The following is a 24,471-nucleotide window of genomic DNA, read 5'->3' on the forward strand; positions in this document are numbered from 1 at the left end:
CTGCAGAGGACGCATTCTGTTAGGGCTTCTAAGCCTCCATCACTCACCTCAGCCCGCAGACATCATGCTCACCCGGCAGGGGAAGCGGTCACCTGTCCCGTTCGACGACCCGGCTGATCTCCACCTGCTGCGGGGCGTCGCGTGGGAAGGTCCACACATCGCGGCTGGTGCTGACCGCCGTCAGGCAGGTGTCGTCGAGAGCCACCTCGGCGAACGGGTTCGACTCGGAGCACACAGCGAGCCATTCCAAAGTCCGCCGCTCGTCGTCCCGGGTCAGGGCGACCCAGCCGATGCTGCCGTAGGCTGCGGATTCGCCTCCGTAGGCGCGGTATTCGCCGTATCCGCACGAGGCCATGACCACGTCGACGTCCAGCCAGTGGCGGGCGGTCCATTCCGTGGCCCGGAGGATCTCGTCCGCCCGCGACCAGCTGTCGGTGATGCAGAACCGCATCACCGACAGCCGTCCGTCCCCGAAGACGATCACGTCACCGTCGGGGGCTTGTGCCTCGCGCCACCGCCGTTGAACGTGTTCCGCCATCGGTCCCATCTCGGTTGCCATGCCTCGCATCCTGCTGTGCCCCACAACGGCCGAGCCGCAGGGGGCCGGGGTCAGTCGGCGAGGGGGAGGTAGACGCGGTTGCCCGCGGCGGCGAACTCTCGGGACTTCTCCGCCATTCCGGCTTCCGCTTCCGCCTCGTCCATCGCGGCGCCGTGTTCGCGGCGGATGTCGTGGCTGATCTTCATGGAGCAGAACTTGGGCCCGCACATGGAGCAGAAGTGCGCCGTCTTGGCGGGCTCCGCCGGGAGCGTCTCGTCGTGGAACGAGCGTGCCGTGTCCGGGTCGAGGGCCAGGTTGAACTGGTCCTCCCAGCGGAACTCGAAGCGCGCGTCGGAGAGCGCGTCGTCCCAGGCCTGGGCGTCGGGGTGGCCCTTGGCCAGGTCGGCGGCGTGGGCGGCGATCTTGTAGGTGATCACGCCGGTCTTCACGTCGTCGCGGTCCGGCAGCCCCAGGTGCTCCTTGGGGGTGACGTAGCAGAGCATCGCCGTGCCCCACCAGGCGATCATCGCGGCGCCGATCCCCGAGGTGATGTGGTCGTAGGCGGGCGCGACATCCGTGGTGAGGGGGCCCAGGGTGTAGAAGGGGGCCTCCTCGCAGATCTCCTGCTGGAGGTCGACGTTCTCCTTGATCTTGTGCATCGGGACATGGCCCGGGCCCTCGATCATGGTCTGGACGCCGTGCTCCTTGGCGATCCGGTTGAGTTCGCCGAGCGTGCGCAGCTCCGCGAACTGCGCCTCGTCGTTGGCGTCGGCGATGGATCCGGGGCGCAGCCCGTCACCCAGCGAGTACGTGACGTCGTACGCCGCGAGGATCTCGCACAGCTCCTCGAAGTGGGTGTAGAGGAACGACTCCTGATGGTGGGCCAGGCACCAGGCGGCCATGATCGAGCCGCCGCGGGAGACGATTCCGGTCTTGCGGCGGGCCGTCAGGGGGACGTACGGGAGCCGCACGCCCGCGTGCACCGTCATGTAGTCGACGCCCTGCTCGGCCTGTTCGATGATGGTGTCCTTGTAGACCTCCCAGGACAGCTCCTCGGCCTTGCCGTCGACCTTCTCCAGCGCCTGGTAGAGCGGCACGGTGCCGATCGGCACCGGGGAGTTGCGCAGCAGCCACTCGCGGGTGGTGTGGATGTTGCGGCCGGTCGACAGGTCCATGACCGTGTCGGCGCCCCAGCGGGTCGCCCAGGTCATCTTCTCGACCTCCTCCTCGATGGACGAGGTGACGGCGGAGTTGCCGATGTTGGCGTTGACCTTCACCAGGAACCGCTTGCCGATGATCATCGGCTCGATCTCCGGGTGGTTGACGTTGGCGGGCAGTACGGCCCGGCCCGCCGCGATCTCCTCGCGGACCACCTCGGGGGAGACGTTCTCGCGGATCGCCACGTACTCCATCTCCGCGGTGACCTCGCCCCGGCGGGCGTACGCGAGTTGGGTGACGGGGGCGCCGTCGCGGGACCGGCGGGGCTGGCGCGGCCGTCCGGGGAAGACCGCGTCGAGGTTGCGCAGGCCACCGCGGGGCGCGGTGTGTTTGAGCCCGTCGTCCTCGGGCCGGGCCGGACGGCCGGAGTACTCCTCGGTGTCGCCGCGGGTGATGATCCAGTTCTGCCGCAGCGGCGCGAGGCCACGGCGGACGTCGGTGTCGATGTGGGGGTCGGTGTACGGGCCGGACGTGTCGTACAGCGTCACGTCCTGGCCATTGGTGAGGTGCACGCGGCGCACCGGGACCTGGATGTCCGGGCGGGAACCCGTGACATATCCCTTATGCCAGCCGAAATCGCCAGCGTTTTCGCGCGTGTGTGCATCCTGCTGAGTCATGAGACCCACTCCCTACGCCGGCATTACCCGGTAACAGGTTCAGCGGTCGGCGCAGCTGTGACGTCAGCGCCCTCTCAGCCCGGTGCTCCGAGCTCCCGCGATTGCAAAGGTGCCCCCACGCTAACGGTTTCCCCGCATACCTGAACAGGGGGCCTGCCGCTCTTGCGATGATGCGACGGTGACCGCGACACAGCAGGACCATCCGCCCGAGCAGCCCCGCCCGTCCGGCGAGGCCCATGGCCACTCCCATGGCTCCCCCGGCCATGGCCACAGCCACGCCCACTCCCACGGCCCGGCCGCGCCCGTCTCCGCACGCCTCCGCAAGGTCATCGCGGCGGTGCTCATCCCGTTCGCCGTCGCCGTCCTCGCCGGGCTGGTCGCGTTGTGGCCGGGCAGCCCCGAGCACACCACGCAGGGCCGCAGCGGGCTCGGTTTCGACCAGGAGACGGTCGCCGGGCGCGTGGTGAAGGTGGCGGAGGTCGACTGCGCCGACGTCAACGCGCAGCCGCAGGCACCCACCGAACCGGGTCAGCAGGGCGGCGCCCCGGCGCCCGGCGGCGGCGCGCCCGGTGGCGGCACCGGAGGCGGAGCGGGCGGCGGAGCAGGCGGCGGCGAGAGCGTCTGCGAGAAGGCCACCATCGAGGTCACCTCGGGCAAGGACAAGGGCCGTACGTTCCCCGAGATCGTCCAGCCGAACGCCTCGCGGAAGCTCAGCGCCGGGCAGGAGCTGAAGCTCTCGTACGCGCCCAAGGCGCCGAAGAACCTCCAGTACTCGGTCTCGGACATCAACCGCTCGTTCCCCATGGCCCTGCTCGCCGGGGTGTTCGCGCTCGTGGTCGTGGCCGTCGGACGGCTGCGCGGCATCTTCGCGCTGGTGGCGCTGGCCATCAGCTTCGGGGTGCTGACGCTGTTCATCCTCCCGGCGATATTGCAGGGCTCGAATCCGCTGGTGGTCGCGGTCGTCGGAGGCAGCGCGATCATGTTGCTCGCGCTCTATATGTGCCACGGACTGAGCGCCCGGACATCGGTCGCCGTGCTCGGCACCCTGGTCTCGCTGCTGCTGATCGGCGTGCTCGGCTCGCTGTTCATCGGCTGGGCGTCGCTGACCGGCAACACCGACGACCAGACCGGTCTGGTGCACGGCCTCTATCCGGGCATCGAGATCAAGGGTCTGCTGCTGGCAGGGGTGATCATCGGTTCGCTGGGCGTGCTGGACGACGTGACGGTCACCCAGACCTCGGCGGTGTGGGAGCTGCGGGAAGCCGACCCCTCGACGAGCCGGCGGAAGCTCTACACGGCCGCGATGCGCATCGGGCGGGACCACATCGCGTCCGTCGTGAACACCCTGGTGCTGGCGTACGCGGGCGCCTCGCTTCCGCTGCTGCTCCTCTTCTCGATCGCGGACAGCGGAGTGGGAACGGTGGCGACGAGCGAGATCGTCGCGGAGGAGATCGTCCGCACCCTGGTGGGCAGCATCGGGCTGGTCGCCTCGGTGCCGGTGACCACGGCGCTGGCCGTGCTGGTGGTCTCCGCGGACCACGCGCACGCGCCGGAGAACGGCACGGCGGCGAGCGGAAGCGGGTCCACCGGATCCACCGGGGCCAGCGGGGGCGGACGGGGGCGCGGGAAGCGCCGCCGGGCGCGCGCACGCTGAGCCGCGCTACGCATGTGCGCCGGACCGCTACGCGAAGCGGTCCTCGGCCAGGATGCGGTCCAGTTCGGCGTCGAGGTCGTCGACCGGATCGCAGGCCGCGGGCTCCTCGCCGAACGGGACGAGCCGGTCCGTACGGTCCAGGAAGGCCACCAGCGGCGCCGCCCCGGCCCGGAACAGGGCTCTCTCGGACCCGACCTGCAGTCTGATGAACACGTCCGAGAGCCCTTCGGGCGAGGCCGGTGCGATCCGCACATCGCCCTCGCCGGTGGGTTTGCTGAGCCCGTCCAGCAGCAGCTCACGGGCGAAGGCCCAGCTCACCGGCGCGTCGCCGGGCAAGTGGAAGGTGATCTCGACCGCGTAGGGATCGCCGCTGTCGTACGACAGCTCGACCGGGATCCGGAAGGACAGTTCCTGCGAGACCAGAAAGGTCATCGTCACTTCCGCCTGGACTGTGTCACGCATGTCACGCATCGTTCGCCGCCCCGGGTAGTTCAGACTTGGCCGACTCTGGAGCGTAGCGACTCGATTGCGGGGCGGAGTCGCTTTGCCTCATGTGAGGGAACGGAAATGGCCAGTGTTGCCGTGGTGGAACCCACGGGGCCGGGCGACGCCGGCCCGGTGCGCGGGCGATCAGGGCCGGTTCAGCGGCCGAGTCGATGTTCGCTGTCGTCAACAGGCACCCCCGGGGTGTTGTTGCGAGGCAGACGCCGAGATGGGGAACGTCGCGGACTCGCACTCTAACCACAGAGGTGCCGTGGGGCCGATGTTTGGCCCCGCCGTATCCCTCGCGCGGCGTACCCGCCGCGCGGGGTCACCGGTCGCGCGGGGTCACCAGTCGCGCGACGAGGACGAGGTGAACTTCCGTACGACGTAGATCAGACCGCCGATCAGCGCCACCAGCACCAGCGCCTTGAAGAGCAGGCCGATGACGAAGCCGACCACGCTCATGATCATCCCGCCGAAGACGGCGAGGACGAGAACCGGCACCGCGATCCACGTCACCCACCACGGCAAGCCCCGGAATATGTCCTTCGCGGCCACGTCTGCTCCTTGCTCTCTCCTGGCTGGCGGGGCCGGTCCTACGGCACCGGTCCCCTGCCCTCGATGCTAGGGCGGGCCGGAAGCGGACGGAGGGCTTCCATCCCCCGTCCATCCCTGAGCGAACCCGTAGGGGACCGGAGGGATCCGGTCAGTTCTCGTCAGCGTTCCGGAGGAGAGAACACCACCATGATCCGCAGATCCTCGGTGATGTGGTGGAACTTGTGCGCCACGCCCGCCGGTACGTACACCACGCTGCCCCGCGCCACCTGGGTCGTCTCCATGCCCACCGTGATCGACGCCCGGCCGCTCATCACCAGGTACACCTCGTCCTGGCCGTGCGGCGACTGCGGGTCGGTCTGGCCCGCGTTCAGCGCGTAGAGCCCGACCGACATGTTCCGCTCACGCAGGAACTGCAGATACGCGCCATCATTCGCGGCCCGCTCCGCCTCCAGCTCGTCCAGCCGGAACGCCTTCATTCGCCTCTCCACCCCTGCCTGCCATGCCCCTGCCCGTCCCCGGGCCTGTCTGCGACGATCTCAACCATGAAGAATTTGCTCGTCAAGACGCTCGCCAACGCCGGCGCCCTCGGCGTCGCCATCTGGCTGCTCAAGGACATCACTCTGACCGGTGAGAACACCGGCCGTCAGGCGATCACCCTCATTCTCGTCGCCCTGGTCTTCGGCTTGGTGAACGTGGTGGTGAAGCCGGTCGTCAAACTGCTGGCGTTCCCGCTGTTCATCCTGACCCTCGGGCTGATCACCCTGGTGATCAATGCCCTGATGCTGCTGCTGACCTCCTGGCTGGCCGGGCAATTGGATCTCAGCTTCCACGTCGACGGCTTCGGCGCCGCCTTCCTCGGTGGCCTGATCGTTTCCATAGTCGCCTGGGCGCTGCACGTCGTCCTTCCCGATGACAAGGACTGACCGCGGCCGGGGATGATGACAGGTATGAGAGCCCCGTCGCCCTATCGTGTCTGCTTCGTCTGCACCGGCAACATATGCCGGTCGCCGATGGCCGAATCCATCGTCCGCGCCCATGCCGAGGACGCCGGATTCGACGGCCTCGTCGCGTGGGACAGCGCGGGCACCGGCCCCTGGCACGAGGGCGACGGGGCCGACCGCCGTGCGATCGCCGTGCTCGCCGACCACGGCTATGAGCAGGATCACATCGCGCGGCAGTTCCAGCCCGCGTGGTTCGCCGACCTCGATCTGGTGATCGCGCTGGACAGCGGCCATCTGCGGGATTTGCGCGCCCTGGCGCCGACCGCGCGGGACGCCGCGAAGGTGCGGCTGCTGCGCTCCTACGACCCGGACGCGCCGAGCGATCTGGACGTGCCGGATCCCTATTTCGGCGGGACGGACGGCTTCGAGGAGGTCCTGGAGATGATCGAGGCCGCGAGCGGCGGACTGCTGGACGCGGTCGCCGAGGCCCTCGACGGCGCGTCCGGCGATACCGACCAGCCTGCCGAGGAGCGCGTATGACCGGCGACGGCACCCGGGCCGTACGGGCCGGACTTCCCGAGGCCGAGGCGTACGAACCGGCGCTGCCCGGACCGGTCTTCGCCGCCCACTACCACCTCCCCGGCGACGCCTCCGGCCCCTTCGCCTACGGCCGCGACGCCAACCCCACCTGGTCCCGGCTGGAGCGGGCGATCAGCGAGCTGGAGTCCCCGGACGCCGCCGCCGAGACCGTCGTCTTCGCGTCCGGCATGGGCGCGATCGCGGCCGTCCTCCTGTCGCAGCTGCGGCAGGGCGACACCGCCGTCCTGCCGTCCGACGGCTACCAGCTGCTCCCGGCGCTCAGCGAGCGGCTGCGGAGCTTCGGCGTACAGGTACGCACCGCCCCGACCGCGCGCGACGCCCAGCTGACGGCCCTGGACGACACCACCGGGCTGCTGTGGCTGGAGACCCCGTCCAACCCCGGTCTCGACGTATGCGACATCCGCGCGCTCGCCGACGCCGCGCACGCGCGCGGCGCGCTGGTCGCCGTCGACAACACCCTCGCCACCCCGATCGGGCAGCGCCCCCTGGAGCTGGGCGCGGACTTCTCCGTGGCGAGCGGCACCAAGGCGCTCACCGGCCACGGCGACGTCCTGCTCGGCTACGTGACCTGCCGCGATCCGGAGCTGGCCGCCGCCGTGCGCGGCTGGCGCAAGACCGTCGGCGCGATCCCCGGCCCGATGGAGGCCTGGCTCGCCCACCGCTCCCTGGCCACCCTCCCGCTGCGCGTCGACCGGCAGGCCCGCACCGCCCTCGCGCTCGCCGAAGCGCTGCGCGACCGGCCCGAGGTCGACGGGCTGCGCCACCCGGGGCTGCCGGACGATCCGGCGCATCCGGTCGCGTCCGGGCAGATGCGCGGCCGCTTCGGCTGCGTGGTGTCCTTCACCCTGCCCGGCAAGGAGTACGCGGAGCGGTTCCTCGCCGCGCTGCGGCTGGTCGACGACGCCACCAGCTTCGGCGGCGTGCGCTCCACCGCCGAGCGGCGCGGCCGCTGGGGCGGCGACGCGGTCGCCGAGGGCTTCATCCGCTTCTCGGTGGGCGCGGAGGACCCGGACGATCTGATCGCGGATGTGCTGCGCGCGCTCGATGAGGCGCGCGGTTAAAGGGCGGAAGGCGGCCGAAACTCGCCGTACCGCTCGCACGCGGGTACGCCTGACGGGCGTCTCAAGCCTCCCCCCTCGTGGCTTGAGACGCCCCGGTTCTTCTCGTGGAGAACCGCTTGAACAAGGCTAGTTGACTCAGCGTCAGTGTCCAATCACAGTAGCGACATGAACCTATCGGCATATTTATAGTTGGCATGCGGCGGGGGTGCGTCGACGCGAGGGGAACCGCATGGATCTGGCCCTCTTACGCACGTTTGTCACGGTGCACCGCGCCGGGTCCTTCACCCGTGCCGCCGCGCTGCTCGGCCTCTCCCAGCCCGCCGTCACCGGCCAGATCCGCACCCTGGAACGGCAGCTGGGGCGGCCGCTGTTCCTCCGTACGGCGCGCGGGGTCATCGCCACCACCGTCGGGGAGGAGCTGGCCCACAAGACCGCCCCGCACCTCGACGCGCTCGTGGAGATCACCGAGGCCGGTCTCGACGACGACTCCCCGCTGCGCACCCTGCACCTGGCCGGTCCCCCGGAATTCACCGCGCTGCGCGCCCTGCCCGCGCTCACCACGCTCGTCACCCAGGGGCTCGCGCTGCGGTGCGCGTTCGGCAGCTCCGAGGAGCTGTTCAAGGGGCTCGGGGCGGGCCACCACGACCTGGCCATCAGCACCGCCCGGCCGCGCGGCCGGCTGCTGGCCGCCACCCCGCTGTGCGACGAGGAGCATGTGCTGATCGCGTCGCCGCGCTGGGCGGCCCGGCTCGGCGGCTCCGCGGTGCTCCAGGTCAAGGGCGCGAGCGCGCTGGAGGCGCTGCCCGTGGTCGAGGTGCACGAGAGCCTGCCGCTGGTCAGCCGCTACTGGTCGGCCGTCTTCGACACCCGCCCGGTCACCTCCGGCACGGTCATCGCCCCCGATCTGCGGGCGGTGCTGGCGTGCGTCGCGGAGGGCGCGGGGCTCGGCGTACTGCCGCGCTATCTGTGCATGGACGCCCTCGACGCCGGGGAGGTCGTGGCGCTGCTCAACCCGCCGGTGCCGCCGCTGCGCACCTACTTCCTGGTGGTGCGGACGGGCGGGCTCGCGGTGCCGCACGTCGCGCGGGCGCACGAGTGGCTGCTGCGCGCCGCTGTGGACTGGTGAGCCCCTGTCGTCTGGTGAGTATGGGGTTTCAGCCGGGGACGGCTGCGGCAGATGTCCTGCATGACCGAACGACCCGTGGTCAAACGCACCGCCCGCGCCATCCTGCTCGACGGCGGCGCCGACCCGCGGATGATCCTGATCAAGCGGACCAAGCCCGGTGAGCAGCCCTACTGGATCACTCCCGGCGGCGGTGTGGAGCCCGAGGACACCACCGTCGTCGAGGCCCTGCACCGCGAGGTGGACGAGGAGCTGGGCGCGAAGGTGACGGACGTGGTCCCCGCCTTCGTGGACACCGTCCCGTACCCGGAAGGCGAGGTCCCGGACGGCGTCAAGGTGCAGCACTTCTTCGTCTGCCGACTCGCCTCGATGGACCTCAGCAGGCGGCACGGCCCGGAGGTGGAGGAGCCCTGCGGGGAGTACGACGTGGTCCGGATCCCGTTCACCCGCGAGGGGATCGCCTCCGTCGGGATGGTGCCGCCGTCGCTGCGCGCCTACCTCGACGCCAATATCGAGGGCGTGCTCGCCCTGCTCGCGGACGACCTCGGCTGACCGATCTTGCTCAGAGGCGATCTAGCTTGATCGACACTGATCAGCGCCGTTCAACTTCAGCGGAACCAGCCGCTGAACGGCTGCGGTCCCTTCTGGGCCGCCCGCCGACGCGCCTCGGCGAGCACCCGCTCCGCCTCCTGCAGCCACTCCTCGGGACGGGCGGCAGGGGGCGTACGGCGCCCCTCGCGCGCCTCGGCGGCGGCACCGAAGAAGTCGCCGCCCTTGCGCTTCACGTCGTCCGTCCCCCAGGCCTGCCCCTGCTCCGGGTCGCGGGGCTGGTCGGTGGCCGTCCCGTCCTCCGCGCGGGCGCGCCGCCGGGCGGGCACCTTCTGCAGATGGGGGATGTGCTTGGCGCAGTGGATGTACGCCTCCTCGACGGCCACCTCGACCCAGACGACCGCGCGGCGGCCGGGCACCGCGTCGACCGGCAGACCGGGGTGGCGGGCGCGCATCGCGTCGTCCTCGACCACCCGGGCGCGGCCGTTGACGTGCAGCCCGATGCGGTCGCGGAAGAAGTCGACCATGAGGATGCCGAGGTGGGGGTTCTCCTCGATGTTGCCGAGGCTGGCCAGCACGCCGTTCCCCCGGTATTCGGGATAGGCGAGGGTGCGTCCGTCGAGCACCCGCAGAAAGCCGGGCGGCCCGGCCCGGAAGGTGCTGTCGCACTCCCCGTGGCGGTCGGCGGTGGCCAGGAAGAACATCTCCTGGCGTGCGATGAACTCCCGCATCCGGACGTTGAGGTGGTCCAGCACCTGCTCGTCGTAGAAGCGGTCGGCGCGGTCGGCCGTGCCCAGCCGCTGCTGGAGGAGGTGCTCGCCGTCGCTCCCCGGACGGCCCGAGCGCTCGGCTCCCCGCGGTCCCCCCGGCCCCTCCAGACGCTCCGTACGGTGGCCGGGTGCCGGCGTGGCCGCCCGCTCGTGCCCGACGTCGTCCACAGTCCCTCGTCCCCGTTCTGAATTCGCCGTCTGTCTCTAGCGTTTCTGCCTACTCCGCCGCCGCCATCAGCTCTTCGATCGAGTCGTGCCGTATGCGATGCGACGGGACGCCGACGCCCATCAGCGCGTCCACGCCGCTGCGGATCATGCCGGGCGGGCCGGAGAGATAGGCGTCGTACGCGTTCCACGGGCCGTACTGCCGCACGGCGTCGGGAAGTCTGCCGCTGAGCCCGCTCGTCGGACCGTCGGAGACCACCGGACGGACCGAGAGCCAGGGGTGCCGCTGGGCGAGCCGCAGCATGGTGTCGATGTCATAGAGATCGTGGTCGCTGCGGGCGCCGTAGAAGACCTCGACCGCGCGCTGGCGGCCGTGCTCGGCGACATCCTCGACCAGCGCCTTGATCGGCGCGATACCGGTGCCGCCGCCCAGACAGAGCAGCCCGTTGTCGGTCGAGTGGTCGACCGTCATCGAACCGGCGGGCGGCCCCAGCCGGATCACATCGCCGGGGCGGGCGCGGTGCACCAGCGCGGAGGAGACCCAGCCCGCCGGGACCGCCTTCACATGGAAGGACAGCAGCCCGTCCGGGCGCGGCGCGGAGGCGAAGGAGTAGTGCCGCCACACCCGCGGCCACCAGGGGGTTTCCAGCGAGGTGTACTGGCCCGCGAGGAAGGGGTACGGCTGGTCCGGGCGGACGGTGACGACGGCGATGTCGGCCGTGCGCGGCTCGTGCCCGACGACCTCCGCCTGCCACCAGGCGGGGGCGCGCAGCTCGTCCTCGGCCGCCGCGTCGATCATGATCTGGGAGATCGCGGTGTAGGCCCGGACCCAGGCCGCCTCGGCCTCTTCGCTCCAGGTGTTGGTCGCGTACCGGGTGAGCGCGGCGAGCAGGCACTCGCCGACGGCCGGATAGTGCTCGGGCTGGGTGCCGTACTTGCGGTGCCCGCGGCCGAGCCGGGAGAGGAAGTCGGTGAGGATGTCCGGGTCGTCGATGAGCCGGGCGGCGGTGAGGATCGCCTTGAACAGCCGGTCGCGCTGGGCGTCCATGGCGGCCGGGAAGAGCGGCCGCAGCTCGGGGTGCTGGACGAAGAGCAGCGCGTAGAAGTACGAGGTGACCTTGTCGCTCACCGGCTCGATCTCGGCCATGGTGCGGCGCAGCAGGATCGCGTCGGGCGAGGCGGTCTCGGGGGCGGTGAAGACGGATTCGGCGGCCGGGCGCGCGCCCTGCGGGGCCGGTGCCTCGTCGGGCCGCTGATGCTCCTCGCGCCCGGTCTCGGGCGGTGCGGCGGTCTCGGGCGGCACGGCGGTCTCCGGCGGCACGGCGGACGCGGGGGCGACGGGGGAGGCGGGCGGCACCGCGGCGGCGGGAGGCACGGCGGACGCGGGGGGTACGGCGGACGCGGGGGGCATCGGGGACGCGGGGGCCGGTGCGGGGGGCGCCGGGCGGCGCTCCGCCTCCGTACCGGCCCGGCGTATCGGGCTCACCGGGCGGGGGGCCGCCCGGTCGTCGTCCGCGCCGTCCGTTTCGGGGGAACGGGGCTGGTCATCGGGGCGTTTCCTGCTCGGGGTGAACCAACCCCAGTCGCCACTGTTTCCCCCGCCGTCGTTACCGGCCGACGATGTGGTGGTCGGAGCGTCCATGGTTGCCTCGCCTCGAACATCTTTCTGTCGGTCTTCGCACTTCCGCTGGCGGAATGTGCCCGCAATTCCCCGCTCTGGTCGACTGGTTCACGTGAGATTGGTCCTGTCGGCCCGCTCCATACTCTGTTCCGGGCAGCATGCCACGCTCCTTCCGCACCCCGAGAACTTCGCCCGAAGTCCGGGTAACGGGGGCTGTGTTCCCGATATGCTGGTTGGAGCGGGTTGCCCGGTTGTGGTCCCGCCCACAGCTTCCCGGTACGGAACTGACCCGACCCTACCGGGCCCGGATGAATGCACAAGCCCTACTGATGACCCATCCGTTACACCCGGCAACGCACGTAATTACCCGAAGTTACGTGCAGTTACCCGCCAATTCGTAGGCCTCTCGGAGATCATTCCCGCTATACCGGCTGGATGCGATTTCGCTCACATGGTGATCCGCGTTCACCGCGACCGAGAAGGGCACCACCGCGAACAGCTCGGCATCCGACATCGAATCTCCGTAAGCGACGCAGTCCGCCCTGGTCAACCCGAACTTCCCGCAGAGTTCATCGGCGATCCGCACCTTAGCGGCCGGGTTCAGGATGCCCGCCGGATCAAGCCGCTCCCGGAACGGCACCGACGGCCAGGCCGACCCGTGCGCCGCGTCCGCGCCCCAGTCCAGCAGCCGCTCCACGAAGAAACCGGGCGAGAGCGAGATCACGGCACACCGCTCGCCGCGCGCCCGGATGTCCGCCCACACCTCCCGGATCCCCCTCAGCCACGGCGCCCCCTCGAAGGCCGCCGCCACCTGCGCCTCCGTCAGCTCGCCCCACAGCGCGCAGGCCCGCTCGGCGAACCGCGCGGGCGCCAGCCCGCCCGCCGCGAACTCCCGCTCCAGCTCCCCGATCTCCCGCTCCACGCCGAGCTGACGCGATATCTCGATGGCTGCCGCCGACCCCTGGATCAGCGTCCCGTCCAGATCGAACAGATGCAGTCTGGTCATGGAGATCGAGCGTAGAGGCCAGCCCCCGCGAAGCCATCCCCGATCCCGGGAGTAGCCGGGGATACTCCCGCCGTCAGACGCGGCGCGGGGGCCGGGCGCGCGACCGTGAGCGCATGGAACAGCTGAAACGGCCCGTGCGCCGGGCCCTCCTCGTCGTGCATGTGGTCGTCTCCGTCGGCTGGCTCGGGCTGACGCTCGGCGTGCTGGCCCTGGGCATCGCCGGGGCCACGGCCGGGTCGGCCGAGGCCGCCGAAGGGGCGTACCGGTCGATGAACGTCCTCGGGGACTGGCTGCTCATCCCGATCAGCCTGCTCTCCCTGATCAGCGGGGTGGTGCTGGCCCTCGGCACGCCCTGGGGCCTGGCCCGCCACCGCTGGGTGTACGTGAAGCTCTGGCTGACGCTCGCGACCACCGCCGCGACCGCCTTCGCGCTGCGCGCCCGGATCGACGCGGCGATGGCCGACGTCACGGCGGGCCGGGCGGTCGGCGCGGCCACCGATCTGATCCTGGCGCCGTCGGTCAGCCTGGGCGTCTACGCCTTCCTCACCGCGATCTCGGTGGTCAAGCCGTGGGGGCTGACCGCGCGGGGGCGGCGGGCGCGCGGCCGCCGACCCGTACCGCGACGGGTGGCTGGATAGTTGCATACGCGGGCATTTTTGGCGGCAGGATTATCCTGGGAGCGACTCACCCGCCGACGCCTTCGAAGAAGCCGAAGGAATCGACGGCGGGCGAGGAAGCGAAGGAAACAGAAGGAAACCGAAGGGATGGGTTCCATGCCGGACGAGCCGCACGGCACCGCCGCCCCGCCGTCCGGGCAGGGCCTCGCCCAGGGCTGGTGCGCGCTGTCCTCCCTGCACGGCCGCATCGAGGCGCACATCGAGCGCGCGCTGCAGGCCGGGCACGAGCTGAGCGTCCGCGAGTTCTCGGTGCTGAACGTGCTCAGCGGCCAGCACGACGGCGACGGCGGGCATCTGCAGATGAAGCAGCTCGCCGACTCCGTCGTGCTCAGCCAGAGCGCCACCACCCGGCTGGTCACCCGGCTGGAGGACCGCGATCTGCTCTCCCGCTACATCTGCCCGGGCGACCGCCGCGGCATCTATACGAACGTCACCCCCGAGGGGCTGAAGCTGCTGGAGGAGGCGCGTCCGACGCACGACGCCGCCCTGCGCGAAGCGCTCCGGGAGGCCGCCCTGCGGCCCGAACTGGCGCCTCTGGTCGCGGCCGTGGAAGGGCTGTGAGCGGCCGCGTAGGCTCGCGGGCGTGACCGACTTCGAGATCCGGCGCGCGACCGCCGAGGACATATCCGCGATCGTCGCCCTGCTCGCCGACGATCCCCTGGGTGCCAAACGGGAGTCACCGGACGACCCGGCCCCGTACCGGGCCGCGTTCGAGCGGCTCGACCGGGACCCGAACCAGCACCTGGTCGTCGCCGTCCGGGACGGGCGTACGGTCGGCACCCTCCAGCTCACCGTGGTGCCCGGGCTCTCCCGGCGCGGTGCCACCCGCTCGATCATCGAGGCCGTCCGTATCCACTCCGACGAACGCGGCAACGGCCTCGGCACCGAGCTGATCCAGTGGGCGGTCGGGGAGTCGCGCCGCCAGGGCTGTGCGCTGGTGCAGCTCACCTCGGACGCGACCCGCATCGACGCCCACCGCTTCTACGAACGGCTCGGCTTCGAGGCCAGTCACCTCGGCTTCAAGCTGCCGCTCGACTGACCCGGCGCGCGCCGTGACGGGCCGCACGCGCCGCCCGCGCCGCCCGCTCTCCAGCCGTACGTCCTACAGCGGGAGGGCTACAGCGGGCGGGGCCGCCAGCCGTCCGGGTCGACGCCCCCGGGCACCGCGCCCTCCGGGGCGTACGGCTCCCGCGTCAGCACGAAGGTGCCGAGGTCGAGATGGCCGGGCGTACCGTCCTCGGCACCTACGACCACGCGCAGCGTCTCCCCCGCGTAGTAGCCGTCGAGGCCGGTCCAGGTGCCGTCCGGCTCGGCCCGGAAGCGCGAGCCGCGGCCCCTTCCATCGATCGGCGACAGCTCCAGGCCGCGCTCGGCGCGCAGCCGCAGCAGGAAGGGCGTCGGCCCCCAGTACCAGGGCCCGGTCAGCGCCAGCAGCGCCGGATCGGCCTCGGGCAGCGGCCGCCAGGGGGCGGGGATCGGCGGCTCGTGCTCCGCCGTGATCCGTACGAGGTCGGCGGCGACGGAGCCGACGGAGGGCCCCGAGGTGGCGTTGGCCAGCGCGATCCCGGCCAGCCGGTCGTCCGCGCCGACCCACAGGGTGGCCAGGAAGCCGGGCATGGAGCCGCCATGGCCGTACAGGAACCGGCCCTCGCGCCGCGCGAGCTGCACCCCGAGGCCGTAGCCGCCGTCCCAGTCCCGGCCCTCGGGCGGGGCGGCGGGGGCGCGCATCTCGGCGAGCGTCGCGGCGCCGAGCACCCGCTCGTCCCCGTCCAGCAGGAACGCGGCGAAGCGGGCCAGGTCGGCGGCGGTCGACCACAGCTCTCCGGCGGGCGCCATCCGCCCGGTGTCCTCGGCGGGTTCCGGCAGCAGCACATCCGCCCAGGGGTGAACGGCCCAGCCCCCGGCGTGCGGAGCGCGCGGCTCCGTGGACGTACGCGTCATCCCCAGCGGCTCCAGCACCTCGCGGGCGAGGACATCGGCCCAGGCCGCGCCGCGCAGCCGCTCGACGAGCGCGCCGAGCAGGGCGAAGCCGGTGTTGGAGTAGTGGTGACGGCGTCCAGCGGGGTGCACGAGGGGGCGCTCGCCGAAGATGTCCGCCGTCTCGGGACGCAGCGCGCCCGGTGTGCGCTCCCACCACGGTCCGCGCGCCTCGGCGGCCAGCCCCGAGGTATGGGCGAGGAGCTGGGCGATGGTGGCGCCCTCCGCCTCGGGCGCCTCCAGATGCTTGGCCAGCGGATCCCCGAGGTCCAGCAGCCCCTCGTCGCGCAGCCGCATCACCAGCACGGCGGTGAACATCTTGGTCAGCGAACCGATCCGGTACTGGGTGTCGGCGTCGGGCAACCGCCCGTCCGTACGGCCCCGCGCCCCCGTCCACACCAGCTGCCCCTCCCGCATCACGGCCCCCACCAGGGAGGGCGCCCGGCCCTCTGACTGGCCGACGGCGACGCGGTGGAGCAGGGCGCGGCGGGTGGCGGGCAGCAGCTCCGCGAAGTCCTCGGATGCGGTCATGCCCGCACCCTACGGGCCGGATTCCGCGCCGTCAGCGGCATGGCAGGCGACCGGAAAGGTCTGGCCTTGACGTCGGCGGCAAGGTCTACGGTCGGGGCCATGCGGATCGGAGAGCTGGCCGAACGGGCGGGGACCACCACCCGCACCCTGCGCTACTACGAGTCCATCGGACTGCTGCCCGCGCGGCGCACGGGCAACGGGTACCGGGCGTACGGCGAGGACGACGTCCGGCTGGTCCGGCAGATCCGCACCCTGCAGGACTTCGGCTTCGGGCTGGAGGAGACCCGGCCGTTCGTGGAGTGCCTGCGCTCCGGCCATCCGGCCGGTGACTCCTGCCCGGCGTCGCTGGAGGTCTACCGGCGCAAGCTGGCCGAACTGGACGACTGCATCGCGCGGCTGAGCGACGTACGGCGGCAGGTCGGGGCGCAGCTCGCCCAGGCGGAGCGGGCCCGGTCGGCGCTGGAGGCGGCCGCGACCGCGCCCGGCGGGGCGCCGGAGCCGCGCTGCGAGCTGACACCACACGACACAGGCCGACAGAGGGGATGAACGAGATGACACGGACTCGGACCGGGGAAGTGCCCGCGGTCACGGACGCCACCTTCGCCGAGGAGGTGCTGACGGCCGGGCTGCCGGTGCTCGTGGACTTCACGGCCGCCTGGTGCCCGCCCTGCCACATGATCGCGCCGGTGCTGGCCGAGATCGCCCGGGAGGAGGGGCACCGGCTCAAGGTCGTCCAGCTGGACGTGGACACCAACCCGGAGACGACGGCGGCGTACGGAGTGCTCTCGATGCCGACGCTGATGCTGTTCCGGGCGGGCGAACCGGTGCGGTCGATGGTCGGGGCCCGGCCCAAGCGGCGGCTGCTGCAGGACCTGGCGGACGCGCTCTGAGCCGCCGCCGGGCTACGGTGTTTCCGCGGGGCGCGCTTCCGGCTTACGGGCCAGCAGAAACGCCTGCGGAACCACCTCCCTGCCCGCCGGCTCGCGCACCTGCCGGGCCCGTACGGCGAACCCGGCCCTTTCGAGCAGCGCGGCGATCCCGTCGGGCGACAGTCGGCGGAAGTCGAGCGACACGGGGTGGCCGAACGGCTCGGCCAGGTGCAGCGGCTCGTCGCCGACCTGGAAGGCGACCAGCAGATTGCCGCCCGGCGCCAGCAGCCGGTGGAACTCGGCCAGCACCTCGGGCAGCCGCTCGGCAGGGGTGTGGATGAGGGAGTAGTAGGCGACGATCCCGCCGAGGGCGCCGTCCGGCAGGTCCAGCCCGGTCATCGACCCCTCGTCGAACCGCAGCTCCGGATGCTCCCGCCGGGCCACGGCGAGCATCCCCGACGAGAGGTCGACGCCGAAGACGTCCAGCCCGAGGCCGTGCAGATACGCCGTCACCCGCCCCGGACCGCAGCCGAGATCGGCGACCGGCCCGGCCGCCCCGCCCTCCCGCACTAGGTCGGCGGACGGGGAGCCTACGGCCTACCGCAGGCGCCGCGCGCGCAGAACGGTGTCGTGGGTGTGGGGAGTGCCGGGCGGGGCGGAGGCGGTGCGCGGCCGGATTTCGTCGACCAGGACCGTCCAGTCGCCGCCGAGGAGTTCAGCGATCTCGCGGGGCTGGTAGAAGTCGCCGGGGGCGATGCCGTTCGGCATGCGTGGGGGCAGGACGGCGAGGTCGTGGCCGACGTAGAGCAGGGTGCCGCCGGGGGCGACGGCGTCGAGCAGACCGCGCAGCGCGGTGTGCTCCGGCCGCCGCAGGAGCGGGAAGTACTGGGCCGACACCAGGTCGAACGCGGCGGCCGGGGGTGGCGTCACGGTCAGGTCGGCCTGGGTCCACGTCACCTGGCCGGAGAGGTCCGGGGCGGTGGCGGCGGCGCGTTCCACCGCGGTGTGGGAGATGTCGGTCGCGGTGACCTGCCAGCCGCGCCGGGCCAGCCAGATGGCGTCGGCACCCTCACCGCATCCGATGTCGAGCGCCCGCCCCGGCACCAGGCCGGTGACCTCGGTGACGAGCACTCCGTTGGGGTTGCCGCTCATGATTTGGTCGGCGCTGCGATACATGTCGTCCCAGAACTGTGCGTCCATGCGCACACCGTGGCCGCCCATATGACCACAAGACAAAGTTTTTCGCCGAAACAGCAAACGAGGTGCTCCGCCCGACCGCTCCTCAGCCCTGTTCCGCGCCGTCCGGGGTGTGGGGCAGCAGCGGGAAGAGCCGGGTGATGAGGGCCACCGGGCGGGCGTCCTCGGGCCGGGCCAGGGGGCGTTGCTCGCGGTCCTGGTAGGGCGCGAGCGCCCGCCGTATGACGTCCGCGACCTGGCTCATCTCGTCGGGCGTCAGATAGGCGACGGCGCTGAAGGCCTCGTCGTGGCGCCATGCGGGAGGCGCCTCGTCCCGCTGGGCCAGCCACCGCCGCCAGCTCTCGTCCTCCAGCCCCCGCGCCAGGTCGCCGAACCGCTCCTCCGCGCTCCCGGCGGCCGCGGCGGTCTGCCGCTGCCTCAGCCGCCAGGGGCGCGCCCGGCCGCCGCTGTGGGGGGCCTCTTCGATGTACCCGTGGCGCGCGAGCTGCCGCAGATGAAACGAGCAGAGCCCGGAGCTGTAGCCCAGCCGGGCGGCGGCTTCGGTCGCCGTGACGGTGCCGACCTCGGCGAGCAGGTCGAGCAGGTCGGTGCGGACGTGGTGGTCGCGCAGGCTGACGTCGTCTTCGGTCACTTCATCTGCAGTCACTTCATCTTCTGCCACTTTGCAAAGCCTGCTACTTTGCAAAGCACTTGGCAAGCACAGCATGCGACAAGCAGCGCGCGAAAAGGGGAGACCGCCATGGAACGGGGCTCGGTTCGCAGGATCACGGTCGTGGGCGAGGAGGTGCTGAGCCGTCCGTGCCGGGAGGTGACCGCGTTCGGGACCGCGGAGCTGTCGGCGCTGATCGACGACATGTTCCTGACCATGTACGTGGCCGACGGCGCGGGCCTGGCCGCCAATCAGGTCGGCGTCGACCTACGGCTGTTCGTGTACGACTGCCCGGACGACGAGGGCGTCCGGCATGTCGGCCACGTCATCAACCCCGTGCTGGAGCTGCCCGGTCCGGGTGACCGCCGACTCGTCGACGACATCGAGGGCTGCCTGTCCGTGCCGGGCGCCGCCAAGGAGGTTCCCCGCACCGACCGTGCCGTCGTCCGCGGGTTCGACCAGGAGGGCGCCCCGCTGGTCATCGAGGGACGGGGGTACTTCGCCCGGTGCCTGCAGCATGAGACCGACCATCTCCTCGGCCACACCTACCTGGACCGGCTCTCCCAGCGGGACCGCAAGGACGCGATCCGGCAGATGGAGGAGCGCCGCGAGGAGGTCTTCGCGCGACGCGCGCGCAAGGCCGCCGACCTGGCGCCGCGCCTGTAAGGGTTCTGAGTCCTATCGGGGAGCCAGCACACAGAACTCGTGACCGTCGGGGTCGGCCATCACCACCCAGGCGACGTCCCCTTGGCCGATGTCGATGCGCGTTGCCCCGAGGGAGACGAGCCGGTCGACCTCCGTCTGCTGGTCACTGCCGGCCGGTGGAGCGAGGTCGAAGTGCAGCCGTTCCTTCCCCGTCTTCGGCATCAGGGGTGGACCACCCCACGTGACCTTCGGACCACCGTGCGGTGAGCGGATCGCGGTCTCCTGGTCCTGGTCCCAGACCAATGACCAGCCCAGCGCTCGGCTCCAGAAGTACCCGGCCTCCTGCGAACCATCGCCCGCCAGCGCTCCCATGAATCCGCACTCGGCGAGGAAACTATTGCCCGGCTCGATGACACAGAACTCATTGCCCTCGGGGTCAGCGAGCACCACATGCCCCTCCTCCGGGCGTTGCCCGATGTCGATGTGCCGGGCGCCGAGTTGGAGCGCCCTCTCCACCACCTGCTTCTGGTCGTCGAGGGACGTGCTCGTCAGATCGAAGTGCATGTGGTTCTGGCCGGTCTTCCGCTCCTGGGTCGGGAGGAAGCGGAGTCGGAACCCGGTCTCATCGCCGGGCAGCAGCGTGATGTCGTCGGAGGAGTCCTCGGCTGTCTCCCAGCAGAGAAAGTCCGCCCAGAAGCGCGCGAGACGGAGCGGGTCGTGCGCATCGAAACAGAGCGCGTGCAGGCGAGAAGTCATCCGTAGGTTCTCCCGGTAGAGGCAGGCGGCTCGTGCTGGAGCCTGCCCAGTCGGTGCCACCCGGTCAACTGATTAAGCCCGCGCTCGTCCGCCGTCGAGCACGCTCGAAGCGGCCGTCCGTCGTCCGTCCACGCCCTCACAGGCTCGCGAGGAGGCCATCGAGCGGGGGCAGTGTCCGGTCCGAGTGGAGAGCCTCGACAAGGAGACGGCCATAGCGGATCTTGCGGCCCTTCTTCGTGCCGAGGAAGCGCCGCACCTGCTGATACCGGGGCCGGTCGCGCTGTGCGGGCTGACGCTGGAAGGACTGCCAGGCACGGAAGTCGCCCTCAGCGCGGAAGATCTCCTCGATTCCTGCCGTGCCGAGCGCGCGAATGAGTTCGTCCTCCAGATCTGCGGTGCACACGTAGATGTCCTGGACCGGTGCCTGTGACCGCGTCAGACCGCGCTCATAGAAGCCCTTTTCGCCCTCGTCGCACAATCCTGTCAGGCGCAGACCGAGGCCGGGCGGCCCGAGGAGCCTGGCATAGCGGCCGACGCTCATCGCCCCACCCATCGGCACGACACACACTCCCTCGGCAGCCAGGTCCCGGCCACGCCGAGCGGCCAGCGCCTCGACAGCCGCGAGGTCGCTCAGCCCTTCCAGGAGCACCGCGGTCCGTACCCCCAGGCGTTCCGCCAGATCCCGTGCCGGCCCGTCGGGACCCCCAGTCGCCCAGCTGGTGACCGCATCCTGGAACGCCCTCATGACCGCCATGGGGCGAGTCTGCACGTCCACCGGTGGCACGGCACGGGATTATTCGACGGCCGCAGATGAGATTGTGTCGCGAAATTTGAGCCCTACACCGGGATCAGGTCTGAGCCATGTCCACGAAGCGCGAGTAGTGGCCCTGGAAGGCGACGGTGATGGTGGCCGTGGGGCCGTTACGGTGCTTGGCCACGATCAGGTCGGCCTCTCCCGCGCGCGGGGACTCCTTCTCGTACGCGTCCTCACGGTGCAGCAGGATGACCATGTCGGCGTCCTGCTCGATGGAGCCACTTTCCCGCAGGTCCGAGACCATCGGCTTCTTGTCGGTGCGCTGCTCGGGACCACGGTTCAGCTGGGAGAGCGCGATCACCGGCACCTCCAGCTCCTTGGCCAGCAGCTTCAGGTTTCGCGACATGTCCGAGACCTCCTGCTGACGGCTCTCGGGGCGCCGGGCACCGCCGGACTGCATCAGCTGGAGGTAGTCGATGACGACCAGCTGGAGATCGCTGCGCTGCTTGAGCCGACGGCACTTGGCGCGGATCTCCATCATCGACAGGTTCGGGGAGTCGTCGATGAACAGCGGGGCCTGGGAGACGTCCGGCATCCGCCGGGCGAGCCGGGTCCAGTCCTCGTCGGTCATGCTGCCGGAGCGCATGTGGTGCAGCGCCACCCGGGCCTCGGCGGACAGCAGACGCATCGCGATCTCGTTGCGGCCCATCTCCAGGGAGAAGATGACGCTCGGCATGTTGTTCTTGATCGAACAGGCCCGTGCGAAGTCCAGGGCGAGGGTGGACTTACCCATGGCGGGCCGGGCGGCGATGACGATCATCTGGCCGGGGTGGAGGCCGTTCGTCAACGAGTCCAGGTCGGTGAAGCCGGTCGGCACCCCGGACATCTGGCCGCTGCGCGAGCCGATCGCCTCGATCTCGTCGAGCGCGCCCTCCATGATGTCGCCGAGCGGCAGATAGTCCTCACTGGTCCGCTGCTCGGTGACGGCGTAGATCTCCGCCTGGGCGTTGTTGACGATCTCGTCGACGTCCCCGTCCGCCGCGTATCCCATCTGGGTGATGCGCGTGCCGGCCTCGACCAGGCGGCGCAGCACGGCGCGCTCGTGGACGATCTCCGCGTAGTACTCGGCGTTGGCCGCGGTGGGGACCGACTGGACCAGGGTGTGGAGATACGAGGCGCCGCCGACCTTGGCGATCTCGCCGCGCTTGGTCAGCTCGGCCGCGACCGTGATCGGGTCGGCGGGCTCGCCCTTCGCGTAGAGGTCCAGGATCGCCTGGTAGACGGTCTCGTGGGCGGGGCGGTAGAAGTCCTTGCCCTGGAGGACCTCCACCACGTCGGCGATGGCGTCCTTGGAGAGCAGCATGCCGCCGAGCACGGACTGCTCGGCGTCGAGGTCCTGCGGCGGTACCCGCTCGAAGCCGGACCCCTCCCAGGAGCCGCCGCCGTCGCGGCCGCGGTCATGCTGGTCGTCACGGCCCCGGCCGCCCTCACCGCGGCCGCCGCCCTCGCCCCGGCGGAAGCGGGGGGACGGGAAGTCGGGCGGGCCGGAGTCCGCCCATGGGTCGTCCATGGGCTCGGGCACGCTCACCCCGCCACCTCCTCCCGTCCGCGGTACGGATCACGCCGCGACGCCTTCAGTCTTACGGCACGGCTACGACACACAGGGCGCCCGGCTTCCGCTCACGACACGTCGAGTTCTGGTGGATTCGAGGCCGGAACAGATGGCGGGCGCCGGATAACGGTAGGCCTGTCGGGGCCACCGGCCAACTCGGTTATCCACAGGCCATGTGGATGATGCGATCCATCCTGTGGAGAAGTCGCGCGAACCTGTGCACGGGCCGGGGGACAGCGCTGTGGACAAACACACAATCACCCCAGCGCCACCGCCCTGACCTGCACTTTCTCTATCCAGGGGCTGTGCAGAAGAAAAACTTCCACACCCGATGCAAGATCACGACAAACGGCGCAGAGAAGAGTGTCGCGAGCGCCGTCATGTAAGGACTGCTGACGTCTTGTGTCTCTTACCTGTGGAAGATTAGATTGCCTCCATGACACAGGCCCCCACGAGCGCGCGGAGTACCGTCCGCCGGCATGACCGCGAGATCGTCGCCCTCGCCGTACCCGCCTTCGGCGCACTCGTGGCGGAGCCCCTCTTCGTCATGGTCGACAGCGCCATCGTCGGCCATCTCGGCACGCCGCAGCTCGCCGGTCTGGGCGTCGCCGCCGCCCTGCTGACCACCGCGGTCAACATCTTCGTCTTCCTCGCCTACGCCACCACCGCCGCCGTGGCCCGCCGGGTCGGCGCCGGCGACCTCCCCGGCGCGATCCGGCAGGGCATGGACGGCATCTGGCTGGCCCTGCTGCTCGGCGCCGCCGTCATCGCCGCCGCCTTCCCCACCGCGCCCGGCCTCGTCGACCTCTTCGGCGCCTCCGACACCGCCGCCCCGTACGCCATCACCTATCTCCGCGTCAGCACCCTTGGCATCCCCGCGATGCTCGTGGTGCTCGCCGCCACCGGGGTGCTCCGCGGCCTCCAGGACACCCGCACCCCGCTCTACGTGGCCATCGGCGGCTTCACGGCCAACGCCGCGCTGAACGCAGGCCTCGTCTACGGCGCCGGGCTCGGCATCGCGGGCTCCGCCTGGGGCACGGTGCTCGCCCAGTGGGCCATGGCCGCCGTCTACCTCGTGGTGGTCGTCCGGGGAGCCCGGCGCCACGGCACCTCGCTGCGTCCCGACGCCGCCGGGATCCGGGCCTGCGCCCACGCCGGGGCCCCGCTGCTGGTCCGTACGCTCTCGCTGCGCGCCGTGATGCTGATCGCGACGGCAGTGGCGGCCCGCCTCGGGGACACCGAGGTCGCCGCCCACCAGATCGTGCTGACCCTGTGGAGCCTGCTGGCGTTCGCGCTGGACGCCATCGCCATCGCGGGGCAGGCCATCATCGGGCGCTACCTGGGCGCGGGCGACGCCGAGGGGGCGCGCGCCGCCTGCCGCCGCATGGTGCAGTGGGGCATCGCCGCGGGCGTCGTGCTCGGGCTGCTGGTGATCGCCTCCCGCCCGCTGTTCATCCCGCTGTTCACCACGGACGCCGCGGTCCGGGACGCCCTGCTGCCCGCGCTGCTGGTGACCGCGCTCGTGCAGCCCGTCTCGGGTGTGGTCTACGTCCTCGACGGGGTGCTGATGGGCGCGGGCGACGGCCCGTATCTCGCCGGGGCCATGATCGTCACGCTCGCCGCCTTCACCCCGGTCGCGCTGCTCGTCCCCGCGTGGGGCGGGGGACTGACCGCCCTGTGGTGGACCATGGCGCTGATGATGTCGGTCCGGCTGGCGACCCTCTGGCTGCGCGCCCGCTCCGGACGCTGGATCGTCACGGGCGCGACCCGGACCTGAGCACCGCACGGGTCCGCAGACGGGTCCGTACGGCAGTGGCGGGACCGTACAGCGAGGCCGCACAGCGCGAAGGGCCGCACCCCCGTGGAGTGCGGCCCTCTCACATGCTCAGCTCAGCCGAGC

27 protein-coding genes, 1 pseudogene and 1 riboswitch are annotated in these 24,471 nt (G+C 71.3%); of the genes and pseudogenes, 13 read left to right on the plus strand and 15 right to left on the minus strand.

What is annotated here, in order from left to right:
* Positions 1–88: 88 nt before the first annotated feature.
* Positions 89–559 carry a hypothetical protein gene (locus ACFV9T_RS22975; RefSeq protein WP_385443278.1) on the minus strand — a complete coding sequence of 157 codons (471 nt, stop codon included), beginning with the start codon at positions 557–559 and terminating at the stop codon, positions 89–91.
* Positions 560–609: 50 nt separating this feature from the next.
* Positions 610–2,373: a phosphomethylpyrimidine synthase ThiC gene (gene thiC / locus ACFV9T_RS22980; protein ID WP_385443280.1), complete on the minus strand. Its 1,764-nt coding sequence runs from the start codon at positions 2,371–2,373 to the stop codon at positions 610–612.
* A riboswitch (TPP riboswitch) is annotated at positions 2,366–2,482 on the minus strand. It overlaps the preceding gene by 8 nt.
* A 69-nt stretch (positions 2,483–2,551) precedes the next feature.
* On the opposite strand from thiC, the gene ACFV9T_RS22985 reads away from it, so the two are divergent.
* Positions 2,552–4,027 carry a YibE/F family protein gene (locus ACFV9T_RS22985; protein WP_385443282.1) on the plus strand — a complete coding sequence of 492 codons (1,476 nt, stop codon included), beginning with the start codon at positions 2,552–2,554 and terminating at the stop codon, positions 4,025–4,027.
* Positions 4,028–4,054: 27 nt separating this feature from the next.
* On the opposite strand, the gene ACFV9T_RS22990 is transcribed toward ACFV9T_RS22985, so the two are convergent.
* The 3 genes from ACFV9T_RS22990 to ACFV9T_RS23000 form a co-directional block, all read right to left on the minus strand.
* A complete protein-coding gene (locus tag ACFV9T_RS22990) occupies positions 4,055–4,489 on the minus strand; it encodes an SsgA family sporulation/cell division regulator (protein ID WP_385443285.1) in 435 nt (144 codons plus the stop codon).
* A gap of 366 nt (positions 4,490–4,855) precedes the next feature.
* The gene (locus ACFV9T_RS22995) at positions 4,856–5,068 is read right to left on the minus strand and encodes a DUF5326 family protein (RefSeq protein ID WP_385443286.1); all 213 of its coding nucleotides are present in this window, start codon (positions 5,066–5,068) and stop codon (positions 4,856–4,858) included.
* 158 nt (positions 5,069–5,226) lie between these two features.
* On the minus strand, positions 5,227–5,544 hold the full coding sequence (locus ACFV9T_RS23000) for a cupin domain-containing protein (RefSeq protein ID WP_385443289.1): 318 nt from the start codon (positions 5,542–5,544) through the stop codon (positions 5,227–5,229).
* 66 nt (positions 5,545–5,610) lie between these two features.
* Here ACFV9T_RS23000 and ACFV9T_RS23005 point away from each other — a divergent pair, with 66 nt between their 5' ends.
* The 5 genes from ACFV9T_RS23005 to ACFV9T_RS23025 all read left to right on the plus strand — a co-directional run bounded on the left by ACFV9T_RS23005 (position 5,611) and on the right by ACFV9T_RS23025 (position 9,345).
* A complete protein-coding gene (locus tag ACFV9T_RS23005; protein WP_385443292.1) occupies positions 5,611–5,991 on the plus strand; it encodes a phage holin family protein in 381 nt (126 codons plus the stop codon).
* 24 nt (positions 5,992–6,015) lie between these two features.
* Positions 6,016–6,549, plus strand: a complete 534-nt coding sequence (locus ACFV9T_RS23010; protein ID WP_385443294.1) for a low molecular weight protein-tyrosine-phosphatase — start codon at positions 6,016–6,018, stop codon at positions 6,547–6,549.
* On the plus strand, positions 6,546–7,670 hold the full coding sequence (locus ACFV9T_RS23015) for a cystathionine gamma-lyase (RefSeq protein WP_385443296.1): 1,125 nt from the start codon (positions 6,546–6,548) through the stop codon (positions 7,668–7,670). Before ACFV9T_RS23010 ends, ACFV9T_RS23015 begins: the two co-directional genes overlap by 4 nt.
* 229 nt (positions 7,671–7,899) lie before the next feature.
* Positions 7,900–8,796 carry a LysR family transcriptional regulator gene (locus ACFV9T_RS23020; protein ID WP_385443299.1) on the plus strand — a complete coding sequence of 299 codons (897 nt, stop codon included), beginning with the start codon at positions 7,900–7,902 and terminating at the stop codon, positions 8,794–8,796.
* 60 nt (positions 8,797–8,856) lie between these two features.
* Positions 8,857–9,345, plus strand: coding sequence for an NUDIX domain-containing protein (locus tag ACFV9T_RS23025; protein WP_385443301.1), 489 nt, complete (start codon positions 8,857–8,859; stop codon positions 9,343–9,345).
* A gap of 56 nt (positions 9,346–9,401) precedes the next feature.
* On the opposite strand, the gene ACFV9T_RS23030 is transcribed toward ACFV9T_RS23025, so the two are convergent.
* The 3 genes from ACFV9T_RS23030 to ACFV9T_RS23040 all read right to left on the minus strand — a co-directional run bounded on the left by ACFV9T_RS23030 (position 9,402) and on the right by ACFV9T_RS23040 (position 12,904).
* Positions 9,402–10,280, minus strand: coding sequence for a pyridoxamine 5'-phosphate oxidase family protein (locus tag ACFV9T_RS23030; RefSeq protein ID WP_385443303.1), 879 nt, complete (start codon positions 10,278–10,280; stop codon positions 9,402–9,404).
* Positions 10,281–10,329: 49 nt separating this feature from the next.
* Positions 10,330–11,919, minus strand: a complete 1,590-nt coding sequence (locus ACFV9T_RS23035; RefSeq protein WP_385443306.1) for a globin domain-containing protein — start codon at positions 11,917–11,919, stop codon at positions 10,330–10,332.
* A gap of 352 nt (positions 11,920–12,271) precedes the next feature.
* The gene (locus ACFV9T_RS23040) at positions 12,272–12,904 is read right to left on the minus strand and encodes an HAD family hydrolase (RefSeq protein ID WP_385443308.1); all 633 of its coding nucleotides are present in this window, start codon (positions 12,902–12,904) and stop codon (positions 12,272–12,274) included.
* Positions 12,905–13,017: 113 nt separating this feature from the next.
* On the opposite strand from ACFV9T_RS23040, the gene ACFV9T_RS23045 reads away from it, so the two are divergent.
* From ACFV9T_RS23045 to ACFV9T_RS23055, 3 genes are all read left to right on the plus strand, one after another.
* Positions 13,018–13,542 (plus strand): DUF2269 domain-containing protein, encoded by a 525-nt coding sequence (locus ACFV9T_RS23045; RefSeq protein WP_385443310.1) that lies wholly within the window; start codon positions 13,018–13,020, stop codon positions 13,540–13,542.
* A 135-nt stretch (positions 13,543–13,677) separates the two neighbouring features.
* The gene (locus tag ACFV9T_RS23050; protein WP_385443345.1) at positions 13,678–14,142 is read left to right on the plus strand and encodes a MarR family winged helix-turn-helix transcriptional regulator; all 465 of its coding nucleotides are present in this window, start codon (positions 13,678–13,680) and stop codon (positions 14,140–14,142) included.
* 22 nt (positions 14,143–14,164) lie between these two features.
* Positions 14,165–14,620 (plus strand): GNAT family N-acetyltransferase, encoded by a 456-nt coding sequence (locus tag ACFV9T_RS23055; protein WP_385443312.1) that lies wholly within the window; start codon positions 14,165–14,167, stop codon positions 14,618–14,620.
* 77 nt (positions 14,621–14,697) lie between these two features.
* Here ACFV9T_RS23055 and ACFV9T_RS23060 read toward each other — a convergent pair whose 3' ends face one another.
* Positions 14,698–16,089, minus strand: a complete 1,392-nt coding sequence (locus ACFV9T_RS23060; RefSeq protein WP_385443314.1) for a serine hydrolase domain-containing protein — start codon at positions 16,087–16,089, stop codon at positions 14,698–14,700.
* Positions 16,090–16,188: 99 nt separating this feature from the next.
* Here ACFV9T_RS23060 and ACFV9T_RS23065 point away from each other — a divergent pair, with 99 nt between their 5' ends.
* Positions 16,189–16,635 (plus strand): MerR family transcriptional regulator, encoded by a 447-nt coding sequence (locus ACFV9T_RS23065; RefSeq protein ID WP_385443316.1) that lies wholly within the window; start codon positions 16,189–16,191, stop codon positions 16,633–16,635.
* 5 nt (positions 16,636–16,640) lie between these two features.
* Positions 16,641–16,979, plus strand: a complete 339-nt coding sequence (gene trxA / locus ACFV9T_RS23070) for a thioredoxin (protein WP_385443317.1) — start codon at positions 16,641–16,643, stop codon at positions 16,977–16,979.
* 12 nt (positions 16,980–16,991) lie between these two features.
* Here the strand turns inward: trxA and ACFV9T_RS23075 are convergent.
* The 3 genes and pseudogenes from ACFV9T_RS23075 to ACFV9T_RS23085 form a co-directional block, all read right to left on the minus strand.
* Positions 16,992–17,537: pseudogene (locus ACFV9T_RS23075) on the minus strand (class I SAM-dependent methyltransferase); the annotation flags it as partial.
* 18 nt (positions 17,538–17,555) lie between these two features.
* Positions 17,556–18,158, minus strand: coding sequence for a class I SAM-dependent methyltransferase (locus tag ACFV9T_RS23080; RefSeq protein ID WP_385443319.1), 603 nt, complete (start codon positions 18,156–18,158; stop codon positions 17,556–17,558).
* A gap of 82 nt (positions 18,159–18,240) precedes the next feature.
* Entirely contained in the window at positions 18,241–18,801 is a 561-nt protein-coding gene (locus ACFV9T_RS23085) for a winged helix-turn-helix domain-containing protein (protein ID WP_385443321.1), read from the minus strand.
* A 93-nt stretch (positions 18,802–18,894) separates the two neighbouring features.
* On the opposite strand from ACFV9T_RS23085, the gene def reads away from it, so the two are divergent.
* Positions 18,895–19,470, plus strand: coding sequence for a peptide deformylase (gene def / locus ACFV9T_RS23090; RefSeq protein WP_385443323.1), 576 nt, complete (start codon positions 18,895–18,897; stop codon positions 19,468–19,470).
* Between the two features lie 12 nt (positions 19,471–19,482).
* Here the strand turns inward: def and ACFV9T_RS23095 are convergent, their stop codons facing one another.
* The 3 genes from ACFV9T_RS23095 to dnaB all read right to left on the minus strand — a co-directional run bounded on the left by ACFV9T_RS23095 (position 19,483) and on the right by dnaB (position 22,547).
* Positions 19,483–20,205 carry a VOC family protein gene (locus ACFV9T_RS23095; protein WP_385443325.1) on the minus strand — a complete coding sequence of 241 codons (723 nt, stop codon included), beginning with the start codon at positions 20,203–20,205 and terminating at the stop codon, positions 19,483–19,485.
* 136 nt (positions 20,206–20,341) lie between these two features.
* Positions 20,342–20,959: a TOPRIM nucleotidyl transferase/hydrolase domain-containing protein gene (locus ACFV9T_RS23100; protein WP_385443327.1), complete on the minus strand. Its 618-nt coding sequence runs from the start codon at positions 20,957–20,959 to the stop codon at positions 20,342–20,344.
* 94 nt (positions 20,960–21,053) lie between these two features.
* Complete coding sequence (gene dnaB / locus ACFV9T_RS23105; RefSeq protein WP_385443329.1) at positions 21,054–22,547, minus strand: replicative DNA helicase; 1,494 nt, start codon at positions 22,545–22,547, stop codon at positions 21,054–21,056.
* A gap of 460 nt (positions 22,548–23,007) precedes the next feature.
* Between dnaB and ACFV9T_RS23110 the strand changes: the two genes are divergently transcribed.
* Positions 23,008–24,348: an MATE family efflux transporter gene (locus ACFV9T_RS23110; protein WP_385443331.1), complete on the plus strand. Its 1,341-nt coding sequence runs from the start codon at positions 23,008–23,010 to the stop codon at positions 24,346–24,348.
* The last annotated feature ends 123 nt before the right edge of the window (positions 24,349–24,471 follow it).

It is taken from the genome of Streptomyces sp. NPDC059850 (genome assembly GCF_042731515.1).
Taxonomy (GTDB): domain Bacteria; phylum Actinomycetota; class Actinomycetes; order Streptomycetales; family Streptomycetaceae; genus Streptomyces.